At 64.1% G+C, this 21,960-nt stretch carries 19 protein-coding genes, 2 tRNA genes and 1 pseudogene; 16 read left to right on the forward strand and 6 right to left on the reverse strand.

Features of this window, described 5'->3' with window-relative positions; all coding sequences use genetic code 11:
• The first annotated feature begins 29 nt into the window (after positions 1-29).
• The 7 genes from ADIAG_RS11245 (at position 30) to ADIAG_RS11280 (ending at position 7,314) form a co-directional block, all read left to right on the forward strand.
• A complete protein-coding gene (locus ADIAG_RS11245) occupies positions 30-446 on the forward strand; it encodes a DUF3052 domain-containing protein (RefSeq protein WP_007271489.1) in 417 nt (138 codons plus the stop codon).
• A gap of 4 nt (positions 447-450) precedes the next feature.
• Positions 451-942 carry a redoxin domain-containing protein gene (locus ADIAG_RS11250; RefSeq protein ID WP_007271490.1) on the forward strand — a complete coding sequence of 164 codons (492 nt, stop codon included), beginning with the start codon at positions 451-453 and terminating at the stop codon, positions 940-942.
• A 119-nt stretch (positions 943-1,061) separates the two neighbouring features.
• Positions 1,062-1,134 (forward strand) — tRNA-Val (locus tag ADIAG_RS11255).
• Between the two features lie 251 nt (positions 1,135-1,385).
• The gene (locus ADIAG_RS11260; RefSeq protein ID WP_007271491.1) at positions 1,386-1,712 is read left to right on the forward strand and encodes a hypothetical protein; all 327 of its coding nucleotides are present in this window, start codon (positions 1,386-1,388) and stop codon (positions 1,710-1,712) included.
• Between the two features lie 997 nt (positions 1,713-2,709).
• Positions 2,710-3,462, forward strand: coding sequence for a helix-turn-helix domain-containing protein (locus ADIAG_RS11270; RefSeq protein ID WP_007271493.1), 753 nt, complete (start codon positions 2,710-2,712; stop codon positions 3,460-3,462).
• Positions 3,463-3,568: 106 nt separating this feature from the next.
• Positions 3,569-4,126, forward strand: a complete 558-nt coding sequence (locus ADIAG_RS11275; protein ID WP_007271494.1) for a hypothetical protein — start codon at positions 3,569-3,571, stop codon at positions 4,124-4,126.
• 293 nt (positions 4,127-4,419) lie between these two features.
• Entirely contained in the window at positions 4,420-7,314 is a 2,895-nt protein-coding gene (locus ADIAG_RS11280; protein ID WP_051059909.1) for an AfsR/SARP family transcriptional regulator, read from the forward strand.
• A 15-nt stretch (positions 7,315-7,329) separates the two neighbouring features.
• Here the strand turns inward: ADIAG_RS11280 and ADIAG_RS11285 are convergent, their stop codons facing one another.
• Entirely contained in the window at positions 7,330-8,802 is a 1,473-nt protein-coding gene (locus tag ADIAG_RS11285; RefSeq protein WP_007271496.1) for an MFS transporter, read from the reverse strand.
• 381 nt (positions 8,803-9,183) lie between these two features.
• Between ADIAG_RS11285 and argE the strand changes: the two genes are divergently transcribed.
• The 3 genes from argE (at position 9,184) to ADIAG_RS11300 (ending at position 11,958) form a co-directional block, all read left to right on the forward strand.
• Positions 9,184-10,356 carry an acetylornithine deacetylase gene (gene argE, locus ADIAG_RS11290; RefSeq protein ID WP_007271497.1) on the forward strand — a complete coding sequence of 391 codons (1,173 nt, stop codon included), beginning with the start codon at positions 9,184-9,186 and terminating at the stop codon, positions 10,354-10,356.
• Positions 10,357-10,394: 38 nt separating this feature from the next.
• Entirely contained in the window at positions 10,395-11,669 is a 1,275-nt protein-coding gene (locus tag ADIAG_RS11295; RefSeq protein WP_007271498.1) for an MFS transporter, read from the forward strand.
• Between the two features lie 216 nt (positions 11,670-11,885).
• Positions 11,886-11,958: transfer RNA gene (locus tag ADIAG_RS11300), tRNA-Val, on the forward strand.
• 153 nt (positions 11,959-12,111) lie between these two features.
• Here ADIAG_RS11300 and ADIAG_RS11305 read toward each other — a convergent pair.
• Positions 12,112-12,297, reverse strand: coding sequence for a CsbD family protein (locus tag ADIAG_RS11305; protein WP_007271499.1), 186 nt, complete (start codon positions 12,295-12,297; stop codon positions 12,112-12,114).
• A 297-nt stretch (positions 12,298-12,594) separates the two neighbouring features.
• Here ADIAG_RS11305 and ADIAG_RS11310 point away from each other — a divergent pair, with 297 nt between their 5' ends.
• The 4 genes from ADIAG_RS11310 to ADIAG_RS11325 are packed head-to-tail and all read left to right on the forward strand — an operon-like array spanning position 12,595 to position 16,439.
• Complete coding sequence (locus ADIAG_RS11310) at positions 12,595-13,110, forward strand: gluconokinase (RefSeq protein ID WP_007271500.1); 516 nt, start codon at positions 12,595-12,597, stop codon at positions 13,108-13,110.
• Positions 13,111-13,162: 52 nt separating this feature from the next.
• Positions 13,163-14,566 (forward strand): GntP family permease, encoded by a 1,404-nt coding sequence (locus tag ADIAG_RS11315; RefSeq protein WP_007271501.1) that lies wholly within the window; start codon positions 13,163-13,165, stop codon positions 14,564-14,566.
• A 51-nt stretch (positions 14,567-14,617) separates the two neighbouring features.
• Positions 14,618-15,391, forward strand: coding sequence for an SDR family oxidoreductase (locus ADIAG_RS11320; protein ID WP_007271502.1), 774 nt, complete (start codon positions 14,618-14,620; stop codon positions 15,389-15,391).
• The gene (locus tag ADIAG_RS11325; protein WP_007271503.1) at positions 15,381-16,439 is read left to right on the forward strand and encodes an L-idonate 5-dehydrogenase; all 1,059 of its coding nucleotides are present in this window, start codon (positions 15,381-15,383) and stop codon (positions 16,437-16,439) included. The genes ADIAG_RS11320 and ADIAG_RS11325 overlap by 11 nt, the downstream gene beginning before the upstream one ends.
• A 176-nt stretch (positions 16,440-16,615) precedes the next feature.
• On the opposite strand, the gene ADIAG_RS11330 is transcribed toward ADIAG_RS11325, so the two are convergent.
• The 4 genes from ADIAG_RS11330 to ADIAG_RS11345 form a co-directional block, all read right to left on the reverse strand.
• Positions 16,616-17,407, reverse strand: a complete 792-nt coding sequence (locus ADIAG_RS11330) for a ferritin family protein (RefSeq protein WP_235045895.1) — start codon at positions 17,405-17,407, stop codon at positions 16,616-16,618.
• 154 nt (positions 17,408-17,561) lie between these two features.
• Positions 17,562-17,792: a helix-turn-helix domain-containing protein gene (locus ADIAG_RS11335; RefSeq protein ID WP_007271505.1), complete on the reverse strand. Its 231-nt coding sequence runs from the start codon at positions 17,790-17,792 to the stop codon at positions 17,562-17,564.
• Positions 17,792-18,271: a DUF2975 domain-containing protein gene (locus ADIAG_RS11340; protein ID WP_007271506.1), complete on the reverse strand. Its 480-nt coding sequence runs from the start codon at positions 18,269-18,271 to the stop codon at positions 17,792-17,794. The genes ADIAG_RS11335 and ADIAG_RS11340 overlap by 1 nt, the downstream gene beginning before the upstream one ends.
• A gap of 72 nt (positions 18,272-18,343) precedes the next feature.
• The gene (locus tag ADIAG_RS11345) at positions 18,344-19,069 is read right to left on the reverse strand and encodes a FadR/GntR family transcriptional regulator (RefSeq protein WP_007271507.1); all 726 of its coding nucleotides are present in this window, start codon (positions 19,067-19,069) and stop codon (positions 18,344-18,346) included.
• 212 nt (positions 19,070-19,281) lie between these two features.
• Here ADIAG_RS11345 and gndA point away from each other — a divergent pair, with 212 nt between their 5' ends.
• Together gndA and ADIAG_RS22405 are read left to right on the forward strand one after the other, a co-directional pair.
• Positions 19,282-20,721 (forward strand): NADP-dependent phosphogluconate dehydrogenase, encoded by a 1,440-nt coding sequence (gndA, locus tag ADIAG_RS11350; protein ID WP_007271508.1) that lies wholly within the window; start codon positions 19,282-19,284, stop codon positions 20,719-20,721.
• Positions 20,722-20,965: 244 nt separating this feature from the next.
• Positions 20,966-21,931: pseudogene (locus ADIAG_RS22405) on the forward strand (FAD-dependent oxidoreductase); the annotation flags it as partial.
• Positions 21,932-21,960: the final 29 nt, after the last annotated feature.

Raw genomic sequence — 21,960 nt, forward strand, 5'->3', positions numbered from 1 at the left:
AGACGCTATACAGCAGCAGGAGGAGTGACGTGAGCGACGCCGCACCGGCAAAGCACGAAGCCGCACAGAAAATGGGCTTCAAAGACGGGGACCTGATACAGGAACTCGGGTACGACGACGATGTGGACTTTGATCTGCGCGATTCCCTTGAGGACGCAGTGGGTTCAGAACTACTGACAGAGGAAGACCACGAGGTAGTCGACGGAATCATCTACTGGTGGCGTGACGACGACGGGGATCTGATCGATGCCCTCGTTGACTCGCTGGTAAGCCTCGATGATGATGCGGTCGTATGGCTCCTGACCCCGAAATCGGGTCGAGATGGTTACGTGTCTCCGGCAGCCATCCAGGCAGACGCACCCACAGCGGGCCTTCATGTAACAAACACCGAGGGTGTTTCCGAAGATTGGTCAGCCACACGGCTTGTTGCGCGCCGCAAGAACTAGCGCAATGGATTTCCCAACACCGGCGACGGGGGACACGTTCCCTGCGCCGAGGGCCGGTCAAATAGCTCCGGGCTTCGCCCTTTCCAACCAGTACGGTGAACTCATCGAGTCCCGATTGCTGGGCGAGCAGGCCTACTTCCTGGTTTTCTACCCGTTCGCGTTTTCCGCGGTCTGCGGGTCGGAGCTGGAGGAATTGGAAAAAGTACGTCAGGAATTTGCCGGACGCCGCATCCGAATCATGGCTGTCTCGGTGGATCATAAATTTACCTTGCGAACCTATGCGGATCAGGCCCATTTCGGGTTTGATCTGCTGGCCGACTTCTGGCCACATGGCGCCGTGGCAAACAGCTACGGAGCCTTCAACAACGAGTCCGGCGCGGCAACGCGGCACACTTTCCTCATAGCGGAGGGACGTGTAGTGGATTCCTTTAGTTCACCTATCCATCTGGCGCGCAACATCGCGCGCTACCGAGAGGCGATGGACCTACTCACCTAATTGTTGTCGAAGAATCTTTGCGTCTATTTCGACAGCGCGGGCGGGTACATTGCCAAAGTCATAGTCTTGTCACGAACTCTTCGGGCGGTATATCAACCAAACGAATTCAGTAGTGCCAAGGGCCTTTAGCTCAGCTGGTAGAGCGTCACGTTTACACCGTGAATGTCATCGGTTCGATCCCGGTAGGGCCCACAAACATCAGGTATCAGTAGCGATACCAACTATTAGTCAAGTACCTGGGTCAGAGATTTTTCAGTTGGATTCCGCATGGCGGTTTCTTGCTTCTTGATGCCGCATCCGGCCGAGGGCATTGCATAGCTAACGTCGAGTGGAGTCCTCTCCAGCGGGCTCTATCGAGATTCCGCTGGGTGGCGTGTTCCTGGGTGAAGGAGTCGGTCGTTTCGGCCCGGAATCGCCTGATCTTGCAATGATAGATTCAAGTCATGACGATATTTGCTGAGCAAATCGGTGCCGTCTTGGATCCGGTGACTGGCATCGGAGACACCATTGAGGGGCCTGCGGGTCCTCCCCAGGCTGCCGGAATGGCCGGCGCGCAGGCTGCATGGCTCATCGCCAATGCTGCGCATAAATTGCCGTCCGGCTTCCCCACCTTCGCCCGCACGCATCCGCAGGTGCTGCTGGAAACCGATGCCGCCGAGCGCACCGGATTCGTCGATGATTCCACTCATCTGGGTGTGACCAGCGCACTATTACCGCATGGGCCTGTCGTAGACCCGAGCTCCGCGGTTTTGCCGGGGTTGCCGAGTTGATGGGTTCACATTCGGCAGCGCGTCAGCACCGCAATCAGTTGGGTGAGGTAGTCGCGATTCACCATGACCGACCAAACCGCGGAACAACACTCGGATTTGTTGCCGCGTGGGTCGGCATGAGCGCAATAACGCTCATCAACCCGGCAGAGACATTCTTGCTCGCGATAGTTCCGACGTTCGCCTTCCTCATCATCTGGGTACTCATATACCTGATGCTTGCGGGGGAGCGGCTCGTCGTGTGTGAACGAGGAATTCTGTTCGGCAGTGTTGCACCGTTCCTCCGTCCCCGCGCGATCGGCTACGAGCAGATCGTGCCGGGCAGCATCGTTCCTATCAGCGGAAAGATTACTCGCGTTTATCAACAGACCGGCCTTTGGGCCATCACCAACTTGCGTGTTATGTGGTGGTCACGGCAAGGGATATCCCTTGCTGGCCCACTAGTGGCGGAAACTTCTAGACGCCGAGACGCCACCCACCAGGTACCCCTGGCAGGGAGAAGGCCAAGGCTTCCCGAAACGCCCTGGATCATCGGCACTCGGGCACCCGCGGAGCAGGTCACAGCCGATATTGGCCGTGCTGCCAGGGCGGCCGGGTTCGCAGAGCTTGCTTCTGCGACGAATGCTGCGCGGCCCCGGAGCCTCAGCGGAAACCCAACTGATATCGCTGCCCAGCTGCCCGGGATCAGGGTGCCAGGGTCCCTCCGAGCGCATTGAAGAACACCGGACCTTCGGCGACACAGTGGCATACGCCGAGGCATAAATGTGTTGGTTCCAGACTCAACAATAAGTGCGCGTGGGGTCGCGCTTGAGGCACGTAGTGGCAGTGCGGCGAGAGATGTATGTAGTGCGAAGGCCACTTATTTCGCTCGGACGTTGAGGGACAATCGGCACAAGAACCAGGCGTCTTCAGGGTGTCCGAGGGATGTCTGATTTCCGAGCAATCTCGTGGTCCGGGTCGCACCGATCGGTAGGATGGGTTCCATTCTAAGGAGTCGAAGGTGGCGTGGAGTACTCGTGAGCTCGCCAATCTGGCGGGGACGACGGTGAACACTATCCGGCACAACCACCGGTTGGGATTGCTCGACGTGCCTGAGCGCAAATACAACGGCTACAAGGAATACGAGGTGCGGCATCTGGTGCGTGTTCTGCGCATCCGACGTCTGGTGGACCTAGGTGTGCCGCTATCACAAATTGGTGAGGTTGGCGCGGGTGGGGACAGCACGCCGGATGCGTTGCGGGAACTTGACGCGGAGTTGGCTGCGAATATCGAACGCCTGCAGCAGGCGCGATCGGACATCGCCTCCATCCTGCGTGACAGCGCGCCGGCCGACGCGCCCGCGGGCTTCGAATCAGTGGCCTCACGGCTATCAGAAGCTGATAATTCGATCATCCACATCACCAAGCAATTCTACGACGAGGATGCACTTGCGGACCTGCTCAAGATGGTGGAGACGGACACGCAGGCCGTCAGCGCCGAAATCGATGCGCTCCCCGCGGATGCAGACGATGCGACCAGACAACGGCTTGCCGAACAGCTTGCGCCAGATCTTGCGCGGAACATGATTGCCTATCCCTGGATAAACGATCCGGGGGAGCACCTGTCGCAGAGTGAACACCTCACCCAGCAGACTTTCTTCGAAGCGCTGGTGGAGCTGTACAACCCCGCTCAGCTCGATGTGTTCGGTCGTGCGACTGTCCTGGCCCAGGAACAGCTGGACGGCGCTGATGATGAGAGCGGGGAAAGCGGCTGAGGTCTAGCTCTGTCTGGACTTGACCATGTGCTGAGAACACGGTTTCTAATGGAATCAGTCGAGAAATATCTTGGCTTACATCCACCATTTCAAGGAGCTGGTCCTCATGAATCCCCTCGAGGAACTCGTCAACAACTTCCAGGATCTCGTGGGCCAGGTCCCCGAGCTCATCCAACCGTTCATCGTTATGCTCGCCGGTGCCATACCCTTCATCGACGGTGAAGGAGCAGCCATTATCGGCATCGTCGGCGGCATCAACCCGATCATCGCTGCGATCTTTGCAGCGGCGGGAAATCTCCTCAGCGTGGCACTTGTTGTCTTACTCAGTTCCCGGGCACGCACCGCCGTCATGAACCGCCAGGCAGGCCATGCAGATGCCACCGCTGGCAGTGCAGGAACCGTGACCACGATGGAAGCCCCGCCCGCGAAGCTCGAGTCGAAGGGCCGCCTGCGCCTCAAGAAGTGGCTCGACCAATACGGAGTCCCAGGCGCAAGCATCCTCGGCCCCCTGGCGATCCCCGGCCAGTTCACCGCCGCCATGCTCGTCGCAGGCGGTACTTCCCGAGCTAGGGTGCTGCTCTGGCAAGCTATCTCCATCGTCCTCTGGACCACGGTAGGAGCCATTTCCATCTGGCTCGCGCTCCAAGTCGTCGTTCAGGTTTGAGCCAGCCCCAATGGCCAGCTCGGAGGAATCGGCTGTGGCTCGTAGAAAATCTGAAGAGCCGCTCACCGGGCTTGAGGCCACCACCCTCGAGGAAGGACTTCTTGCTCCTAGCGTTCCGACCCTGCTCTGGCGCGTACGCCGCTTTCCAGGTGCTCGCCGGAGCCGTGCTTGCGACCTAGTTAGCGGCGAACATGCCGGCCGCACCGAAGCGAGCCGCGCACGCATTCCCCCGGAGGGGACGGCGAGGTAACCTAGGCGGAGGTGGTTGGATGCGGTTTGAGGTACTTGGCCCCATGAGGGTTTCCCTGGACGCGGCGGATATCACACCACAGGGAGGACTGCAGCGGCTCCTGCTGGCGCTGCTGCTGGCACGGGGACACCGGGGGGTTTCGGTGGATGTGCTCACCCAGGCCCTGTGGGGTGATCCGCCAGATGCGCATGCCCCCGCCCGGCTCCAGCTGTTGGTGCACCGACTACGGACCCGACTGGGTGCTGCCGATCGGATCAGCCTGGGGCCGCAGGGTTACGAGCTGCATCTCGAGGAAAACGAGTCTGACGCCGAACGGTTCAGGACCTCCGCCGACGTGCTTTTGCACGCTTCGGACCCGGCCGCAGCGGTGGCTCATGCGCGCGACGCCCTGGCCTGCTGGCGCGGACGGCCCTTTGCCGAGTTGGACCATCCGATCCTTGACGAAGAACGTCATCAGTTGACGGAGCAACGCCTGGGTGTCCAGGAACAACTCTTCGACGCCGAGCTCGCGCTGGGGCAACACTTGGCGATCCTTCCCGAACTTGAGGAATTGGCTCGGGCGCACCTGCTCAACGAACACGTCCAGGGCATGTTGTTGACAGCGCTGTACCGCTGCGGAAGGCAGGCCGAGGCGCTACAGGTGTATCGGCGCACACGCGAGGTGCTCGTGCAGGAACTTGGCTTGGAACCGGGGCCGGAACTGAGGCGCCTGCACCAAGGCGTCCTCGGTGGTGATCCCGCGGCGGCGCCGCGAATCCGGGTGGTGCCCGCGCAGCTCCCACGCGGATCCGGCGAGTTGTTCGGCCGCGAAACGGACCTCGGGACATTGGACGCGCTGTTCGAGGCTCGCAGCCCCCGGGCTGGCAAGCCGACCGGATGCACCGTCACGGGTACAGCGGGAGTGGGCAAAACGGCACTGGCCATCGCGTGGGCCCGGGGCCGGCGCCTGGACTTTCCCGACGGACAGCTCTACGCCGACCTGTGCGGTTACAGCGCCGATGCACCGCTTGAGCCTGGCAGTGTGCTTGCCTCGTTCATCAGGGCCATTGGCGGCGGCACTACCGATCTTGCTGCCATGGACGTCGGTGAACGCGCGGCTCTGTTTCGAAGCCTCGTTGACGGGCAGTGGATGCTGATCGTGCTCGACAACGCCCGTTCCGCGGCGCAGGTCCGCGAACTGCTGCCCGGAACCGGCGGCTGCTTCGTCCTGGTGACCAGCAGGGATTCGCTGCCCGAACTTGCAGTGCATTACGGAACCGATTCGCTGCACCTCGAACGGCTCGGACACAGCGCCAGCCTGGAATTGCTCGTCGGCGTGGCCGGCGAGCAGGTGCATGGGGATGCAGGGGCAGCCAGCGCCCTCGTGGAGGCCTGCGCCCGGCTGCCGATTGCGCTTCGACTGGCGGGCGAACAGGTGCGCTCACGTCCCGGGAGCAACCTTGGAGTGCTGGTGCGGGAAATCAGGCAGGAACGATCCAGACTCGACCACCTGGAGCTGGGCACCGGCCCCCAGACAGATATGCGCGCGGTCTTCTCCTGGTCCTACGGCACGCTGCCGCCGGACGCAGCGCGCTTCTTTGCCCATTTGGGGCTCCTGCCCGGTCCCGACGCGGATGCTGAGACCATCTCGGCCCTCGCCGGGATCGACCTTCGGGTGGCCCGCCGCCTGCTCAAGACGCTGGTGGGGGCAAACCTTGTCGAAAGGACAGCGCAAGGGCGTTTTCGGCTGCACGGGCTCCTGCGTGAATACACCCTCGAACTTGCGCTGCGCAGCTTCGCGGTGGCCGAACGCGAAACCGCGATCTCGCGGCTCATCGACTATTACGGCTCGGTTACCTCGCTGGCCATCGACATGGCCGGCCCGGCGGGAGGGAACCTGCCGGGGACTCCCGCTGCCGCGCGACAGACGGAACTGGATTCCTCGGTCGCCTGGTTGGAGGCCGAAAGGCCCTCCTTCGAGGCGCTGGCGGGTTCGGCCGACACCGGAAACGGACACCGGCTGGTCGAACTATCACAGAGCCTCGAACTTTTCCTGTGGACGCAGTCCCACGGGGTGGAGGCGCAACGCCTGCAGGAAGAGAACCGCGATCGCGCCCGCAGGGCGCGGGACCCTGCCGCGGAAGTGCACGCCGAACAACTCCTGGGATCGCTGTGCAGGGACCGCGGCGATCTGGAGGGCGCAGAAGCCCACCATCGTCGTGCCCTGGAATTGAGCGGCCAAACCCACGATCGCCTCGGTGCATCCCTGGCCCTGCACGACCTGGGCATTGCCGCCGATGCCTCGGGCCGAACCGGAGAGGGGCTTGCGCTGCTCTCCCGCGCCCTCGAACTGGTGCGCGCCGAACACGACGAGGCCCGGACCGCCATTGCGCTGGGAAACATCGGCGAGCTGCAGGGCAGGCTCGGCCGCGATACCCAGGCTGGTACCAGCTACGGCGAGGCACTAGAAATATCGCTCGTCCACGGGTTCCGCAGAACCCTTCAACTGGCACTGCGGGGGCTGACCCGCCTGGCCATCGGCCGCGGAGCGTACGACGAGGCATTGTCCCTGGCCCAGCAATCCCTGGACCAGGGGCGGCTGGAGGCCAGCCAGGTCGCCGAGGCCCGGGCCCACGGCACCCTCGGACGGATTTACGCCCTCACCGGCAATGCCCGGCAGGCCCGCCGGCACCATGACGCGGCGCTGGCCCAGGCCCGTTGCACCGGAAACCTGGACCTGCTCCTGGAACAGCTGCGGGGACGGGCCGAACTTGTTGCATCAACCGATCCGCACACGAGCCGGACCCACTACCTCGAGGCCATCGATCTCGCCCGGAGCCATCATTGTCCCGCCCGGGAAGCGGAGCTGCGGCGCGCCCTCGCCGGGCTGCGCACGGCTCCCGCAGTCCACGTCCTTCCCGGTGCCCCCGCGCGATCCCCGGCGAAGCCAGCCCGGTAGGCTCCCGGCCGAGCGCTACCAGCGACGATTGCCCCGAACCGACGGGGCCGCGGATCGGTGATTCCGCACGCCCGTGGCCGGGATGCCCGCGACGCACGCGGCAACGCCGATCCCCAGCACCAGGACCGCCGCGGACACCAGCATCCCGGGCTCGATGCCGATGCGGTTGGCCCCCCGGGGCACGATCGCCAACACCGTGACGAGGGCCAGTCCCGCGGCACCGCCGACGTTTTGAAACGTGGTGAGCAGGCTCGCGACGGTTCCACGGAACTCCTCGGGTGCGGCATCTACCGCCCCGATCGAGGCCGCGGGGAAGCATAGAGCCAGCGCCGCGCCCACGCCCGCCATCGACGGCAACACCACCATCCAGGGATCGGCGCTCAGGCCGACGATGCCCAGGAACACGAGGCTGGCGGCCAGAAGCAGCGCCCCGGCAGTGAACACCCACGGGGCACCGAAACGGGTGACCATCCGCGCGCCCGCACCGGAGAGGAGGCTGAAGAACAGCGGCTGCGGCAGGATCAGCAGGCCCACCACAAAGGCGTCGGCGCCGCCACGGGCCACCAGGCCAAGACTGAGCACATACATGGAGGCCACCACCGCACCAAACACCCCGGACGGGCCCAGGCACGAGGCCAGGATGCGCGGGGAATGGATCACCGCGGACGGAAAGAGGGCAGGACCGCTGCGGAACAGCAGCAGACCGACCAGGGCCAGCAGGGCAACGGCTTCGATTGCAAGCCACGGCATCGCAAGGGTGGTGAACGCCCCGAGCAGATGCACCGACAGGATCAACGCGCCGGTGAGCAAGAGCGTTGAGCGCACTTCGATGCGCTGGCGCACGCGAACCGCCGCCACCTTCACGGAGGAACCTGCCAGCAGCACCAGCAGCACCACCGGAAGGAAGAGCAGGAAACTCGCCCGCCAGCCAAACAACGTGACCACCGCGCCAGGCAGCACCAGTCCCAGCGAAAACCCGACGGCACCCATCGCCCCGTACAGGGCGATCGCCCGGTTGCGCCGGGCCGATTCCGCCAACCCCGCGGTGATGAGTGCTAGTGCGGCCGGGGCGCTGAGTGCCGCACCGGCACCTTGGATGAAGCGACCGGCGCCCAGCAACAGCACTGAACCGGCAAGCGCGCAGGCCAGGCAGCCGAGCCCGAAGAGTCCGACGCCGATCAGGAAGACCGCGCGGCGGTTCCACGCATCGACCAGGCGCCCGGCCAGGGGGAGCAACCCGGCATAGCTGAGCAGGAAGGCACTGGCAACGATCTGCATTTCACCGGCGTCCAGTGCCAGATCCGTGTGGATCGCGGCGATCTGCACGTTGATGCTCGAGGAACTCATGCCCTCAAGCAGCAGGGCGAGGCAGACGCAGACCATGCGTGCCCGGCCCAGAGGCGCGGGGGATGATGCGCCGGGTTGTGCTTGGCCGGGCGCCGTCGAGGCCTTCGTGGCCGTTGCTGGTTCTGGATATTCATCTGGCATGGCTTGCTTCTCCCGGGTTCGCAGTGACAAACGCACATTCTTCAACGCGGCACTTTCCTTGCGCTTTCATTACTGTTCGGCATCCCGCGCACCCCCTGTCATCCCCGGGCCATCCCGGGTAGCTTTGGACGATGGTGCATGTGGCGCTGGTTGCGGGCTCCGCCGTGCTGACACCGCGGGCCGTCGGGCGCCGTGCCGTTCACCCACGGCGCCGGGAGCCGACCATCGGATGTCCGGCTCCCGGCTCGAGGTCGTGCGCGGGCGCGAAGGTTTATGACGCGCCGCCGCGACGCGCGGCGGTCCGAGTGGGAGACTTTTCATGAACCCCTTCAGATTTGGCCATCGGCAGCCCGATGGCCAGCACGTCCCCGAGGAGCAGCAATGCCAGCACAACCGCAGACAACAACCATGGCCGAACTCACCAAACTCATCGGCTTCGACACCACCAGCCGGGACAGCAACCTCCCACTGATCGACTACGTCGTCGGGCGCCTCGACGCCCTGGGCATCACCTCGACCCTCATCCACAATGCCGAAGGCGACAAGGCCAACCTGCTGGCCACCATCCCGGCAGCAGACGGCACCCGAACCGGCGGCATCGTGCTTTCCGGGCACACCGACGTGGTCCCGGTCGACGGACAGTCGTGGAGCAGCGAGCCCTTCACCCCCGACATCCGCGACGGCAAGCTCTACGCCCGCGGCGCCTGCGACATGAAGGCCTACCTCGCGGTCATCATGGCCAAGCTCGACGATCTGGTGGCCGCCAAACTCTCCGAACCGCTGCACCTGGCCTTCTCCTATGATGAAGAAGTCGGCTGCATCGGGGCCGTCGATCTGGTCTCGGCGATCACCGAGACCGGCCTGAAGCCGCGCGCCGCCATCGTGGGGGAGCCCACCAGCATGCGCGTGGTCCGCGGACACAAGTCCGTCAACGTCATCCGCGTGGACTTCCGCGGCATCGCGGCCCACTCGTCGTTGACCCCACAGGGCGTCAACGCCATCACCGCCGCGGCCGAATTCACCCGCTTCGTCGAATCCATGGCCCAGGATTTCAAGGCAGATGGCCCGTTCGACGACGCATTCATCGTTCCGTACACCACCACCACGGTCAACAAGATTTCCGGTGGCATCGCGGTCAATACCATTCCTGCCGAATGCACCCTGCATTTCGAATTCCGTTCCATCGGGGCCGATGACCCCACGGAACTGATCGAGCGCTTCCGTGCCGAGGCCAGGCGGATCGAAGCCACGATGCGCAAGCAGCAACAGGACGTCGGCATCGAATTCACGGTCCTGGCGCAGACCCCGGGACTCGACACCCCCCAAGACGCGGACATCGTGGCACTGGCCGCCGAACTCGGTGGCCTGCCCAGTCCCGACAAGGCCACCTACGGCACCGAGGCAGGACTGTTCTTCAACGCCGGCATCCCCACGGTGGTGTGTGGCCCCGGCGACATCGCCCAGGCCCACGCACCGGATGAGTTCATCGAACTCGAACAGATCACCGCGTGCGAGGCGTTCTTCGAGAACCTGCTCACCAAGCTCGCCGTCTAACCCGTCCTGCCACCTACCTAACGCAAGGAGAAGCTCCCATGGCCGAGGCAACAACCGCCACCCCGCAGCAGCTGGCCGCCGCAAAGAAGGCGGTGATCAGCAGCTCGATCGGTGCCGCACTGGAATGGTTTGACATCATCGTCTACGCGACGTTTGCTGTGGTGATCGCCGAGAACTTCTTCCCTGAATCCGACGGCACGGTGGCGCTGCTGCTCACTTTCGCCACTTTCGCGATCTCCTACCTCATCCGTCCGCTGGGCGGCATGATCCTGGGTAGCTATGCGGACCGCAAGGGCCGGAAGAACGCCCTGACGCTGACCCTGATGCTGATGATGGTTGGCACCCTGATCATGGCGGTGGCCCCCACCTATGCGATGGTCGGCGTCTGGGGAGCTGTCATCATCCTTCTCTCACGCCTGATCCAGGGGTTCTCGGCCGGTGGCGAGTTCGGTACGGCTACGGCCTTCCTGATCGAGACCGCCCCGCACAAGAAGGCCTTCTACGCCTCGTGGCAGGTTGCCGCGCAGGGCGCCTCGATGCTGCTGGCCTCGGCCTTCGGCTACGGACTGACCCAATGGCTCTCCGAGGAGGCGCTGTACAGCTGGGGCTGGCGGGTACCGTTCTTCGTGGGCCTGCTGATCGGTCCGGTGGGCCTGTACATCCGGGCCCGGCTCGATGAGACCGAGGAATTCACCAAGGGCGAGAAGACCAAGACCCCGCTCAAGGACTTGTTCGTGCACCACTACGGCCGCCTGCTGGCAGGTTCGGCGGTCATCGGGGTGGCAACCATCTCGGTGTACATGATCCTGTACATGCCGACCTTCGCCGTGAAGAACCTGGGCATCCCCGCCACCGCCGCGTTCCTGGGCGGTGTGGTGGCCGGGCTCGTGGTGCTGGTCGGCGTCCCGTTCGTGGGGCACCTGGCCGACCGGGTGGGCCCGGCGAAGGTCATGACGTACTCGGCAATTGCCGCTCTGTTGCTGGCCTGGCCGCTGTTCCAGCTGATGGTCACCAACCCGACGGTGCCGGTCATGGTCCTGGTCATCGCCCTGCTGGGCGTGCTCATGGCCTTCTACTTCGGGCCGCTGCCGGCGCTGCTGTCCGCGATGTTTCCCTCCGCCATCCGTGGCACGGGCTTGGCGGTGACTTACAACGTGGGGGTGACGTTGCTCGGCGGCATCGCTCCGCTCGTGCTGACCTGGCTGTTGGCTGTCACTGGCTCGTTGAATGCACCCAGCTTGTACTACATGGCCATCGCGGTGATTTCGTTGGTGGGGCTCTACTTCGTGCGCACCCGCTACAACCAGCGCTGAGCAGGGCGTTGTCGGAGGGACCGGGACCAAGCCCGGTTTCTCCGGCAACTTTGCTCGCGGGAGGAATCGGCGCCGCCGTCTTCGAAGCGCATGCATTGTTGAGAAAGCGGTTCGGAGCGGCGGCCGATTTGCCAAGTGAGTCATGTGTGTATTAGATTATTCTCTTGTTGCAGCGCACCTGTTCGGAACGAAGGTATCCGGTCGGTAGTTGTTTCGGGGCCTTTAGCTCAGCTGGTAGAGCGTCACGTTTACACCGTGAATGTCATCGGTTCGATCCCGGTAGGGCCCACAGTCAAGATCCCTGGTGAAGTACGGCTTAAGTCCCACTTCACCAGGGATTTTTTGTTGCTGTGACGGTGCCGCTTCCGCCACATGCAAAGAGCCTCGCGGTCCCGGATGTATCCGGGACCGCGAGGCTCTTACTTAATATTGAAAGTCTGTGTTAGCCGCCAGTGATGTCCTTGGTCGCGTCCTTGACGTGCTCCCCGGCCTGCTTGGCCTTGGCCGCGGCCTGGTCCTTGAGTCCTTCGGCCTGAAGGTTCTCGTTGTTCGTGGCGTCACCAAACTTTTCCTTGGCCTCGCCAGCGACTTCCTGCGCCTTGTTGCTGATCTTGTCTCCGAGTCCCATGATGGGTTTTCCCTTCGTTTGATCCTGCTTGAACTCTCCCCACGCTAGGAACCTAACCTTAGCGTTTGCTGTTAACGGGGAAAAAATCTGCTGAAAAACCATGCCCACCCGAAGGAATGGTGCCGTTACACCGGCACGGTGACGCGGGAATCGTTGGCCCCCGCTTGATCAAAAGATTTTATGAATACACCCTGTTGACACTCCATGCCTCGGAGCCCTAGTCTGATTAAATCATATTTATGTCGGACGTCACGTTGTAATGTCCGCTATTTGCTTTGGTTCCACGATGGAGTGACGATGAACAGCCCTGCTTACCCGCCCATGATCGTTATGGGCGTTTCCGGCTCCGGAAAATCAACGGTGGGGCGTTTGCTGGCCGAAAAGCTCGGTTCGGTGTTCATCGATGGCGACGACCTGCACCCAACATCGAACAAGGAAAAAATGGCTGCGGGGCACCCGCTCAATGATGTTGATCGCACGCCCTGGCTCGCAATCATCGGAGATGAACTCTCCCGAAGCGCCCAGGCCGGAGCGCCAGCCATCATCGCCTGCTCGGCACTCAAACGCAGCTACCGCGACCTTTTGCGCGGCCACGAGCCCTCCACGATCTTCATCCATCTGCGCGGCACAGCCGATCTGATCCAGCATCGCCTGGATGAGCGGAGCCATGAATACATGCCCCCGACGTTGCTCACCTCGCAGTTGACCACCCTCGAAGCCCTCGGATCGGACGAGGCCGCCATCGAAGTCAATGTCAGCCTCAGCCCCGAGGACATCGTGACCCAGGTGGCCACCGAGCTCTCCACCATGTAACCAACCGGTTCCATTCCACCACCCGCTACACCTCCACCTCCGAAGGACAATGATGACCGACGAGTTAGTTATGAACTGGACGCTGGGTACACCAGCGCTCCTCTCCATTGCCGTGGGCGCGATCCTGCTGCTACTGCTGTTCATTATCAAATGGCGCATCCATGCGTTTGTGGCGCTGGTGGTCATCTCGCTGCTGACCGCCGTTGCCACGGGCATCCCCGTGGGCGCGGTGATACCGACCCTGACCGGCGGCTTCGGCGGCACGCTTGCCTCCGTGGCCCTGCTGGTGGGCTTGGGTGCCATGCTCGGGCGGATGCTCGAGACCAGTGGTGGCGCCGAGGTGCTGACCAATGCGTTGATCAGTAGATTCGGGGAAAAGCGCGCACCGCTGGCGCTGTCCATCGCCTCACTGCTCTTCGGCTTCCCGATCTTCTTCGACGCCGGCCTGGTCGTCATGCTGCCGATCATCTTCACCGTGGCACGCCGCCTGGGCGGATCGTTCCTGGGCTACGCCTTCCCGGCAGCCACCGCCTTCTCGGTCATGCACATCTTCGTGCCGCCGCACCCGGGCCCGGTGGCCGCCTCCGGCCTGCTCGAAGCCAACGTCGGCCTGGTGCTGCTGCTGGGCCTCGTTGTTGCGCTTCCGACCTGGTACTTCGCCGGGCACCTCTACGGCAAGTACGTGGGACGCAAGTTCAACATCGCCATCCCCGACATTCTGGCCGGCACTGAGTCCGAAAAGCACGGCTTTGCCTCCACGCCGAAGCTGGGCACCGTAGTGACCCTGCTGCTGCTGCCGCTGATCCTGATCTTCATGAACACCGGCCTGAACACCCTGGCTTCCGCCGGTGCGGTCGACAAGGACGCCCAGTGGGTCCAGATCCTGCGCCTGATCGGCGAAACTCCCGTCGCTCTGCTCATCACCGTGTTGCTGGGCATGTACCTGCTGGGTTACAAGCAGAACAAGGACAAGACCCTGGTGGAGACCGTGGTCGATTCCGCGCTCGGCCCGGTCTGCTCGATCATCCTGATCACCGGCGCCGGCGGCATGTTCGGTGCGGTGCTGCGCGCCAGCGGCATCGGCGATGCCGTGGCCGGCTCGCTTGACGCCCTCGGCCTGCCGGTCATTGTTGCCGGCTTCATCATCGCCGCCGTGGTGCGTGTCGCCCAGGGTTCGGCCACGGTCGCGTTGACCACCGCCGCAGCCATCATCCAGCCCGTGGTGGTGGGCAACGCCGATTTCAACCAGATCGAGGTCGTGGCCATCGTGCTCGCCCTGGCCGCGGGCTCCGTATTCGCCGGCCACGTCAACGACTCGGGCTTCTGGCTGGTCTCGCGCTTCTTCGGGATGGACGTGAAAACCACGCTGAAGGTCTGGACCGTGGGTCAAGCGCTGGTCGGTGTCATCGGCTTCGCCATCGCGTACCTGATCTACGCCATCGCCACAGCGTTCTAGGCGCATTTCCCTCACGGACACGTTTGGCACCCCTTTAGTTAAGGAAGATTCATGGGCAGCAACCTTTTTGACCTCACCGGCCGCATCGCGCTGGTCACCGGTTCCTCGCGCGGCATCGGCAAGGAACTCGCCGCCGGACTGGCGGACGCCGGCGCAACCATCGTCCTGCACGGGCGCAACACGCAGACCCTGGCGGCAACCACCGCCGAGTTTGCCAAGCGCTTCGGGCCCGAACGCATCTTTTCCTACGCGTTCGACGTCACCGACGCGCGGGCCGTGGCCAGCAACATCGCGGCCATCGAGGCCGAAGTGGGCCCGATCCGCATCCTGGTGAACAATGCCGGCATCCAGTACCGAGTCCCGCTGCTGGAGCTTGAGGTTGCGGACTGGCAGCGAGTGCTGGACACCAACCTGACCAGCGCGTTCCTGGTCGGCCGCGAGGCCGCCCGGGGCATGTTGGAGCGCGGGGAAGGAAAGATCATCAACATCTGCTCGGTGCAGACCGACCTGGCCCGCCCCACCATCGCCGCCTACACCGCGGCCAAGGGCGGGCTACGGAACCTGACCCGGGCCATGACCGCCGAATGGGCGTCCGCCGGCCTGCAGATCAACGGCATCGCCCCGGGCTACATCCACACCGAAATGACGCAGAACCTGGTCGACGATGAAACCTTCAACTCCTGGATCCTGGGCCGCACCCCGGCCGGGCGCTGGGGCACGGTGGCCGATCTGGCCGGACCGGCCGTGTGGCTGGCCTCCGACGGCTCCAACTACGTCAACGGCCAGACCATCTTCATCGACGGAGGCATGACCGTTGTCGTCTAACCCCAGCAACGCCGCCACCACGGCCACCGCGGTCATCGCCCACGCGGCCGGGGACCTGCGCGTGGAAACGATCAACGTTCCGGCACCGCAGGCGAATGAGGCACAAATCGCCATCGCCTACGGCGGGATCTGCGGATCGGACCTTCATTACTGGAGCCATGGCGCCGCGGGGGAATCCATCCTCAAGGCACCCATGATCCTGGGCCACGAGATCGTCGGCACCATCACGGTGGCCGCGGCCGATGGCAGCGGACCAGCGGTGGGCACCGCGGTGGCAGTGCACCCGGCCACCCCCGGTGACACCGGGGCGCGCTACCCGCGGCAGCGACCCAACCTGTCCCCGGGCTGCACCTACCTGGGCTCCGCAGCGCGCTACCCGCACACCGAGGGTGCGTTTGCCACGAGCGTGAACCTGCCCTCCCGGATGCTCCGGGCCCTGCCCGACGGGCTCTCGCTGCGCGATGCGGCACTGGCCGAACCCGCGGCGGTGGCCTGGCATGCGGTCTCCCGCGCCGGAGAGGTGGCAGGCAAGCGCGTCATGGTCATCGGCGCCGGGCCCATCGGGACGCTGGCCGTCGCGGTGCTCAAGCGCGCCGGAGCAAGCGAAATCATCGCGGTGGACATGTTCGATCGGCCGTTGGAGATCGCGGTGGCCGCCGGGGCCACCGCCACGCTGAAGGCCGACGATGTGGAGGCTATTTCCGCGATCGAGGCAGACGTGGTCATCGAGGCCAGCGGCAACCACCATGGCCTGGCCTCGGCGGTGCGCGGTGCTGTGCGTGGGGGACGGATCGTGATGGTCGGACTGCTGCCCTCCGGTGAGCAGCCCGCGCTGATCTCCCTGGCGATCACCCGTGAGCTCGAACTTCTCGGATCCTTCCGCTTCAACGACGAGATCGATGAGGTGCTTACCGCGCTGGCCGAGGGGTCACTGGATCTCTCCTCCGTCGTCACTCACGAGTTCGACGTCACAGACGCGCTGGAGGCCTTCTCCGTCGCGAGGAACTCCGCCGAATCCGGCAAGGTGCTGCTGCGGTTCCAGCGGTAGGCGCTACTCTGCGCCGGGCCACTTGCCGAGCACCCAACACCATGATTTGCCCTTCCTGACTCAAGATGAGTCCGGGAGGGCAAATCACGTTTCGGCACCAAATCGGTGGGTATGCCCCCGTCGCTGGAGCACTGGCAGCCGCGGTGCTTAGCAAGTAACTTCGAGAGCCGGGAGGGCTATTCCAGCGGACCAAGTGGCTCGGTGCCGGGGTCGGCGAGCACCGAAATGGCAGCTTCACTGAATTCGCCCATCCCATGACGCCAATATTCGATTCTCGAAAACCCGCAGGCCCGCAGGGCGGAACCATGATCGATTGCCAACACCGTCGATGCCCCCGCAGCGATGGCTCCCCAGACCAAGCCCACGGCCAGCCGCCCCACACGAGGGGTCCGAAGGAAACCTTGGCGAAGCCGATCGATCTGGAAGCGGATGTGGTCCCGCTCATCGAGGGCAATCCTCAAGCCGATGCCGCGAAGCACCGGATCCGGCGCACGCTCGGCAAGGGCAGTGAAATATCCCATGGCCACGGATTCGACGATCAGGAACAACCCCAGTTCGGTGCGCAGCCCGAGCATCCGGCGCAGTCGGACGAAGACCGAATCCGACCAGTGGGCCTTGAGGCTGAGCGCGTCAAGGTGGTCCAATCCGCGGCGGAAAAGTGCGGAATGCTTTTGTTCCTCTGCCACCAGCATTTCGAGCGCCGCGAGGTAGACCGGGTCACCCTCAAGCGCGGCCTTGGCCAGCAGATGTCTCCCGTCGCCACTTTCACCGAGTTCAAATCGTTGAAACGAGCGAATGAACGCCTGACGGGTGACGCTGTCCAAGAGCATCGGTGCATCCCAAGAGACTGTCGACTCGGAGCGCTGCTGCCGGGCAGGATTCTCTCGAAAGTGCGTGAGCCACCGCTCGAATGCCCCGGTCATCGGAACCGAGGTCGAACCGATGGTGCCGGCTGTGGGTTTGATCATCGTCATTGTTTCTCCATTCCGAGGGCCGCCAACCGGCATGCCCTGTCCGTGGTTCTCCTGGTGCTGTGCCCGTTGACCGAACCCTAGGCATGGATTGAGGTGCCGTGCGGGCAAGCCTGCCGTCATCCGGGTGGTTGCTTCAGATGCCCGGGCCTCAGCCGTCGGCGGGGTTTTCGGCTTCATCCGGGACCCAACGCAGGATGTTGCCCGGTTGGCAATCTAAGACGTTGCAGATGGCATCGAGGGTGCTGAAACGGATGGCTTTCGCCCGACCGTTCTTGAGCACCGCGATGTTGGCGGGGGAGATTCCGACGGCTTCGGCAAACTCTCCCACCGTCATCTTTCGGCGTGCGAGTTCAACGTCGATATCCACGATGATTGCCACTAGACAACCTCGGCCAATTCATTTTCAAGCATCGTCGCGCTGCGGAGCAGCCCTCGCATGACGACCATGAGCAGGATGATCGAGGCCCCGGCAAAGCCCGCGGCGGCCACGGCGAGCAACACCCCGGGCCCACCGACCTGGACCACAAATAAGAGGTGAACACCCGTGAAAAGAGTCAGGATCGTCAGAGCGATGGCAGCGCCGATGATGACGTTGACCCAGCGGAAGGCGTGTTCAGAGAAGATCGCGCCGCGTTCGACCATGGAGAGCAGCACCCAGGTGGCAAACAGGCCGATTTGGACGCAGGCGATCCCCACAATGGCGATCACTGTGTACGGGCCGGCGAGGAAGGCGATCTCGGGGAAGTCGTTGGCTGACACGCTGGCGAATGCGGGAATCACGTAAAGTTGGCCACCAAGCAGAACCAAGAAGACTAGGACGAGCAATACGCGCAGTGCGAGGATTACGGATTGTTTCATATATCGAGTATCGATAGGCATCTATCGATTGTCAATAGGTTGCGTGATCCGCGGTTGACGGTGTTTGGGGGATTAGGCGCGCGGCTGCGGGAAAAGGCGCGGCTTGTGCGCCCACACCCCGCAGATCTCCTCATTGGTGCGGCGCATGATCAATTCCATGGACTCGCGTGCCCGATGCGGTTCGTGCGCCGAGATCGCATCGGCCACACCCTGGTGCCAGGCCAGGGCCTCCTCGTGCGGGTGCTCGGGCATCAGGCCCAGTTCGGTGCGTCCACGCAGCGTCTCGGCGATCGGGTTGGCGAGGTTCGCGAACATCTCATTGCCCGATGCCGCCAGCACCATCGCGTGGAAGCGGATATCAAGTTCCAGGAAGGACGCCAGATCCCCGGAGCGTCCGGCATGGCGCATCTGCGCGGCTAGGTTCAGCAGTTCGCCGCAAAATTCCGCCGGTGCATGCTCCGCGGCAAGTTCCGCGGCCATGGGCTCGACGGCAACTCGCAGTTCGGTCAGCGAACGCAATTGCGCGCCCTGGCCATCCCCGGCCAGCCGCCAACGGATCACCAACGGGTCAAAGGGGTTCCAGTCCGCGGGCGGCAGCACCCGGATCCCGACGCGCTTGGTGGAGACCACCAGCCCGGCCGAGGCCAGTACGCGCACGGCCTCGCGGATCACCGAGCGCGAGACACTCAATTCGCTTTCCAGCTCCGCGGCCACGATCACCTCGCCGGCAGGAATAGAACCGTCAACGATCCGGCTTCCGAGGTGTTCAACCGCGCGTTGATGCAATGACTTGGGCATGATCCAACCTTATCGGTATTCCGAGGCGCAAAATCCCGCGTGACTAAGGACAAAAGCGCGCATTTGCGGGGCAACTTATGGCAACGGTGCGTGTTTGTCTGGCCATGGGCGCACCGGACAAACTAAAGTAGGTACAAGACACGGAGCCGTGCCCGGCCCTCTTTCGTGCCGGTACTCGCCCGGCTCAGCACAATCGCAACGATGGAGACTACATGCCTGCACAGATCGGCGTCACCGGCCTAGCCGTCATGGGCGCAAACCTCGCCCGGAACTTCGCCCGCAACGGATACACCGTCGCCCTGCACAACCGCTCGATCGCCAAGACCGACGCATTGCTGGAGGCCCACGGCGACGAGGGCGAATTCATCCGCACCGAGACCGTGGAAGAGCTGGTCGCAAGCCTCGAGACTCCCCGCCGCGTGCTGATCATGGTCAAGGCCGGCGGCCCCGTTGACTCGGTCATCGACTCTCTGGTCCCGCTGCTCGAAGAGGGCGACATCATCATCGATGGCGGTAACTCCAACTTCGTCGACACCCGCCGACGCGAGGCCGCGCTGGCCGAAAAGGGCCTGCACTTTGTGGGTATCGGCGTCTCCGGCGGCGAAGAGGGCGCCCTATTGGGCCCCTCGATCATGCCCGGCGGTTCGAAGCAGTCCTACGACGCGCTGGGCCCGATGCTCGAAAAGATTTCCGCCAAGGCCATCGACGGCGCCCCATGCTGTGCCTGGATCTCCACCGACGGTGCCGGCCACTTCGTGAAGATGGTCCACAACGGTATCGAATACGCGGACATGCAGGTCATCGGCGAGGCCTACGACCTGCTGCGCAGCGGCGCTGGCATCGAGCCTGCGGCCCAGGCCGAGATCTTCAACGAATGGAACAAGGGCGAACTCGCCTCCTTCCTGATCGAAATCACCGCCGAGGTACTGGCCCACACCGACGCTAAGACCGGTAAGCCGCTGGTCGATGTCATCGTGGACTCCGCAGGACAGAAGGGCACCGGTCGCTGGACCGTGCAGTCAGCACTGGATCTGGGCTCCCCGACCTCGGCCATCGCCGAATCGGTCTTCGCCCGCGGCCTGTCCTCACAGCGCGAGATGCGCGCCATTGGCCAGGAAGTACTCACCGGCAACGAGATCGCCGTGGAACTGGGCGAGAACTTCGTCGAGGATGTCCGCCAGGCACTCTTCGCCTCCAAGCTGGTTTCCTACGCCCAGGGCCTGGACATGCTCACCAGCGCCGGCGAGGAATACAACTGGGATTTGAAGCTCGACGAGATCGCCTCGCTGTGGCGCGAGGGCTGTATCATCCGCGCCGCACTGCTGGCCGACATCACCAAGGCCTACGCGGCCGAAGAGAAGCCGGCGAACCTGCTCTTCGCCCCGGCCTTCTCCGAGGCCATCGCCGCAGCCGTTCCGGCCTGGCGCCGCGTGGTGTCCACCGCCGTCCAGCTGGGCGTTCCGGTTCCGGTGTTCTCCTCCTCGCTGGCCTACTACGACGGCCTGCGCCGCAAGCGCCTGCCAGCCGCGCTAACTCAAGGCCTGCGCGACCTCTTTGGTGCGCACACCTACAACCGCGTCGACGCCGAGGGTTCGTTCCACACCCAGTGGAGCGGCGACAAGACCGAGATCGAAGCCGAAGACACGCACTAGTCTTTACGCTGATTCGTCCCTCCAAGGGGCGGCGCTTCCGGTTTTCCGGCAAGCGCCGCCCCTTGGTGCTTTCACGGTTTGGTGCTTTCACGGTCCGGTGACGAGCATTGCCCCGCCAACCCCCGTGGGCCCGAGCCATTGACCCCGCCCCTCGTCGGGCATAGATTCGGGGCATGAACCGGTGCCGGCAGCACGCAACACCCGCGACGACTGTGTCCGGAAACAATCCCGCGGCAGGTTCCCGATGATCGGCATCGATGAGCTGCGCACGGTCAAAACCTTCGCCCCGCTCCCGGCGGAGGTGCTGGTGTACCTGGCCGGGGCCGTGGAAGACATCCACCTGCTGGACGGGGAATACTTCCTGCACGAAGGCGACGAACGCGCACTGATCGTGGTCATCGAGGGCCTGGTGGAAATCACCAAGGTCGTCGCCTGCATCGAACGAGTCATCGGCACCCGCACACCCGGCCGATTCTTCGGCGAAGTCCCGCTGACGTTGAGCACCAACTTCCCGGCCAGCGGGCGGGCAGCCGGCGCGGCACGAATCATCAAACTTGAGGTGGCCGGCTACTACACACTGGCCGCCATGGCACCCTCGGTGCCGGAGAAGTTCGGCTCGCTGGCCCGGCGCTACCTGGACTCGCTGCAGGAGCTCGCTGCCGAAAAGCCCGATGCCGTGGCCCGCGTGATCGGTCCGCGACGCCATGCCAAGGTCCGTGAACTCTCCACCTTCCTGACCCGCAACCACGTCGCCTTCGAAAACACCACCCTTGAGACTCCCGCGGACGGGCAGGCATACCCGGTGCTCGAGCTGCGCGACGGCACCCGCTACGCCGACCCGGTCATGCGCCTGGCGGCCCAGGCGGTGGGGCTCGAGGTGGTTCCGGCGGCGGTGGACTACGACGTGGTGATCCTCGGAGGGGGACCGGCGGGGCTAACCGCCGCAGTCAACGCCGCGGCCGAGGGCCTGCGCACCGTGGTGATTGAACAGCTGGCCCCCGGCGGGCAGGCCGGCACCTCCACCCGCATCGAGAACTACACCGGCTTCCCCTACGGGATCTCCGGAGACGACCTGGCCTCCCGGGCACTGACCCAGGCCACCCGGCTGGGCGCCGAAATCGTGGTCACCCGCACCGCCTGCGGAATCGACCCCGGCACCCTGAGGGTCGAGCTCGACGGGGGAGATACGCTGCGGGCGCGTTCGCTGATCGTGGCCACCGGAGTGGCCTGGCGCAAACT

It is taken from the genome of Paeniglutamicibacter gangotriensis Lz1y (assembly GCF_000348945.1).
Classification (GTDB): Bacteria; Actinomycetota; Actinomycetes; order Actinomycetales; family Micrococcaceae; genus Paeniglutamicibacter; species Paeniglutamicibacter gangotriensis.

Excerpts from the sequence above, each read along its gene's own strand:
- ADIAG_RS11250 (WP_007271490.1), top strand. The coding sequence starts at position 451 with ATGGATTTCCCAACACCGGCGACGGGGGACACGTTCCCTGCGCCGAGG.
- ADIAG_RS11260 (WP_007271491.1), top strand. The coding sequence starts at position 1,386 with ATGACGATATTTGCTGAGCAAATCGGTGCCGTCTTGGATCCGGTGACT.
- ADIAG_RS11275 (WP_007271494.1), top strand. The coding sequence starts at position 3,569 with ATGAATCCCCTCGAGGAACTCGTCAACAACTTCCAGGATCTCGTGGGC.
- ADIAG_RS11280 (WP_051059909.1), top strand. The coding sequence starts at position 4,420 with ATGAGGGTTTCCCTGGACGCGGCGGATATCACACCACAGGGAGGACTG.
- ADIAG_RS11285 (WP_007271496.1), bottom strand. The coding sequence starts at position 8,802 with ATGCCAGATGAATATCCAGAACCAGCAACGGCCACGAAGGCCTCGACG.
- argE (WP_007271497.1), top strand. The coding sequence starts at position 9,184 with ATGCCAGCACAACCGCAGACAACAACCATGGCCGAACTCACCAAACTC.
- ADIAG_RS11295 (WP_007271498.1), top strand. The coding sequence starts at position 10,395 with ATGGCCGAGGCAACAACCGCCACCCCGCAGCAGCTGGCCGCCGCAAAG.
- ADIAG_RS11305 (WP_007271499.1), bottom strand. The coding sequence starts at position 12,297 with ATGGGACTCGGAGACAAGATCAGCAACAAGGCGCAGGAAGTCGCTGGC.
- ADIAG_RS11310 (WP_007271500.1), top strand. The coding sequence starts at position 12,595 with ATGAACAGCCCTGCTTACCCGCCCATGATCGTTATGGGCGTTTCCGGC.
- ADIAG_RS11315 (WP_007271501.1), top strand. The coding sequence starts at position 13,163 with ATGACCGACGAGTTAGTTATGAACTGGACGCTGGGTACACCAGCGCTC.
- ADIAG_RS11320 (WP_007271502.1), top strand. The coding sequence starts at position 14,618 with ATGGGCAGCAACCTTTTTGACCTCACCGGCCGCATCGCGCTGGTCACC.
- ADIAG_RS11330 (WP_235045895.1), bottom strand. The coding sequence starts at position 17,407 with ATGATCAAACCCACAGCCGGCACCATCGGTTCGACCTCGGTTCCGATG.
- ADIAG_RS11340 (WP_007271506.1), bottom strand. The coding sequence starts at position 18,271 with ATGAAACAATCCGTAATCCTCGCACTGCGCGTATTGCTCGTCCTAGTC.
- ADIAG_RS11345 (WP_007271507.1), bottom strand. The coding sequence starts at position 19,069 with ATGCCCAAGTCATTGCATCAACGCGCGGTTGAACACCTCGGAAGCCGG.
- gndA (WP_007271508.1), top strand. The coding sequence starts at position 19,282 with ATGCCTGCACAGATCGGCGTCACCGGCCTAGCCGTCATGGGCGCAAAC.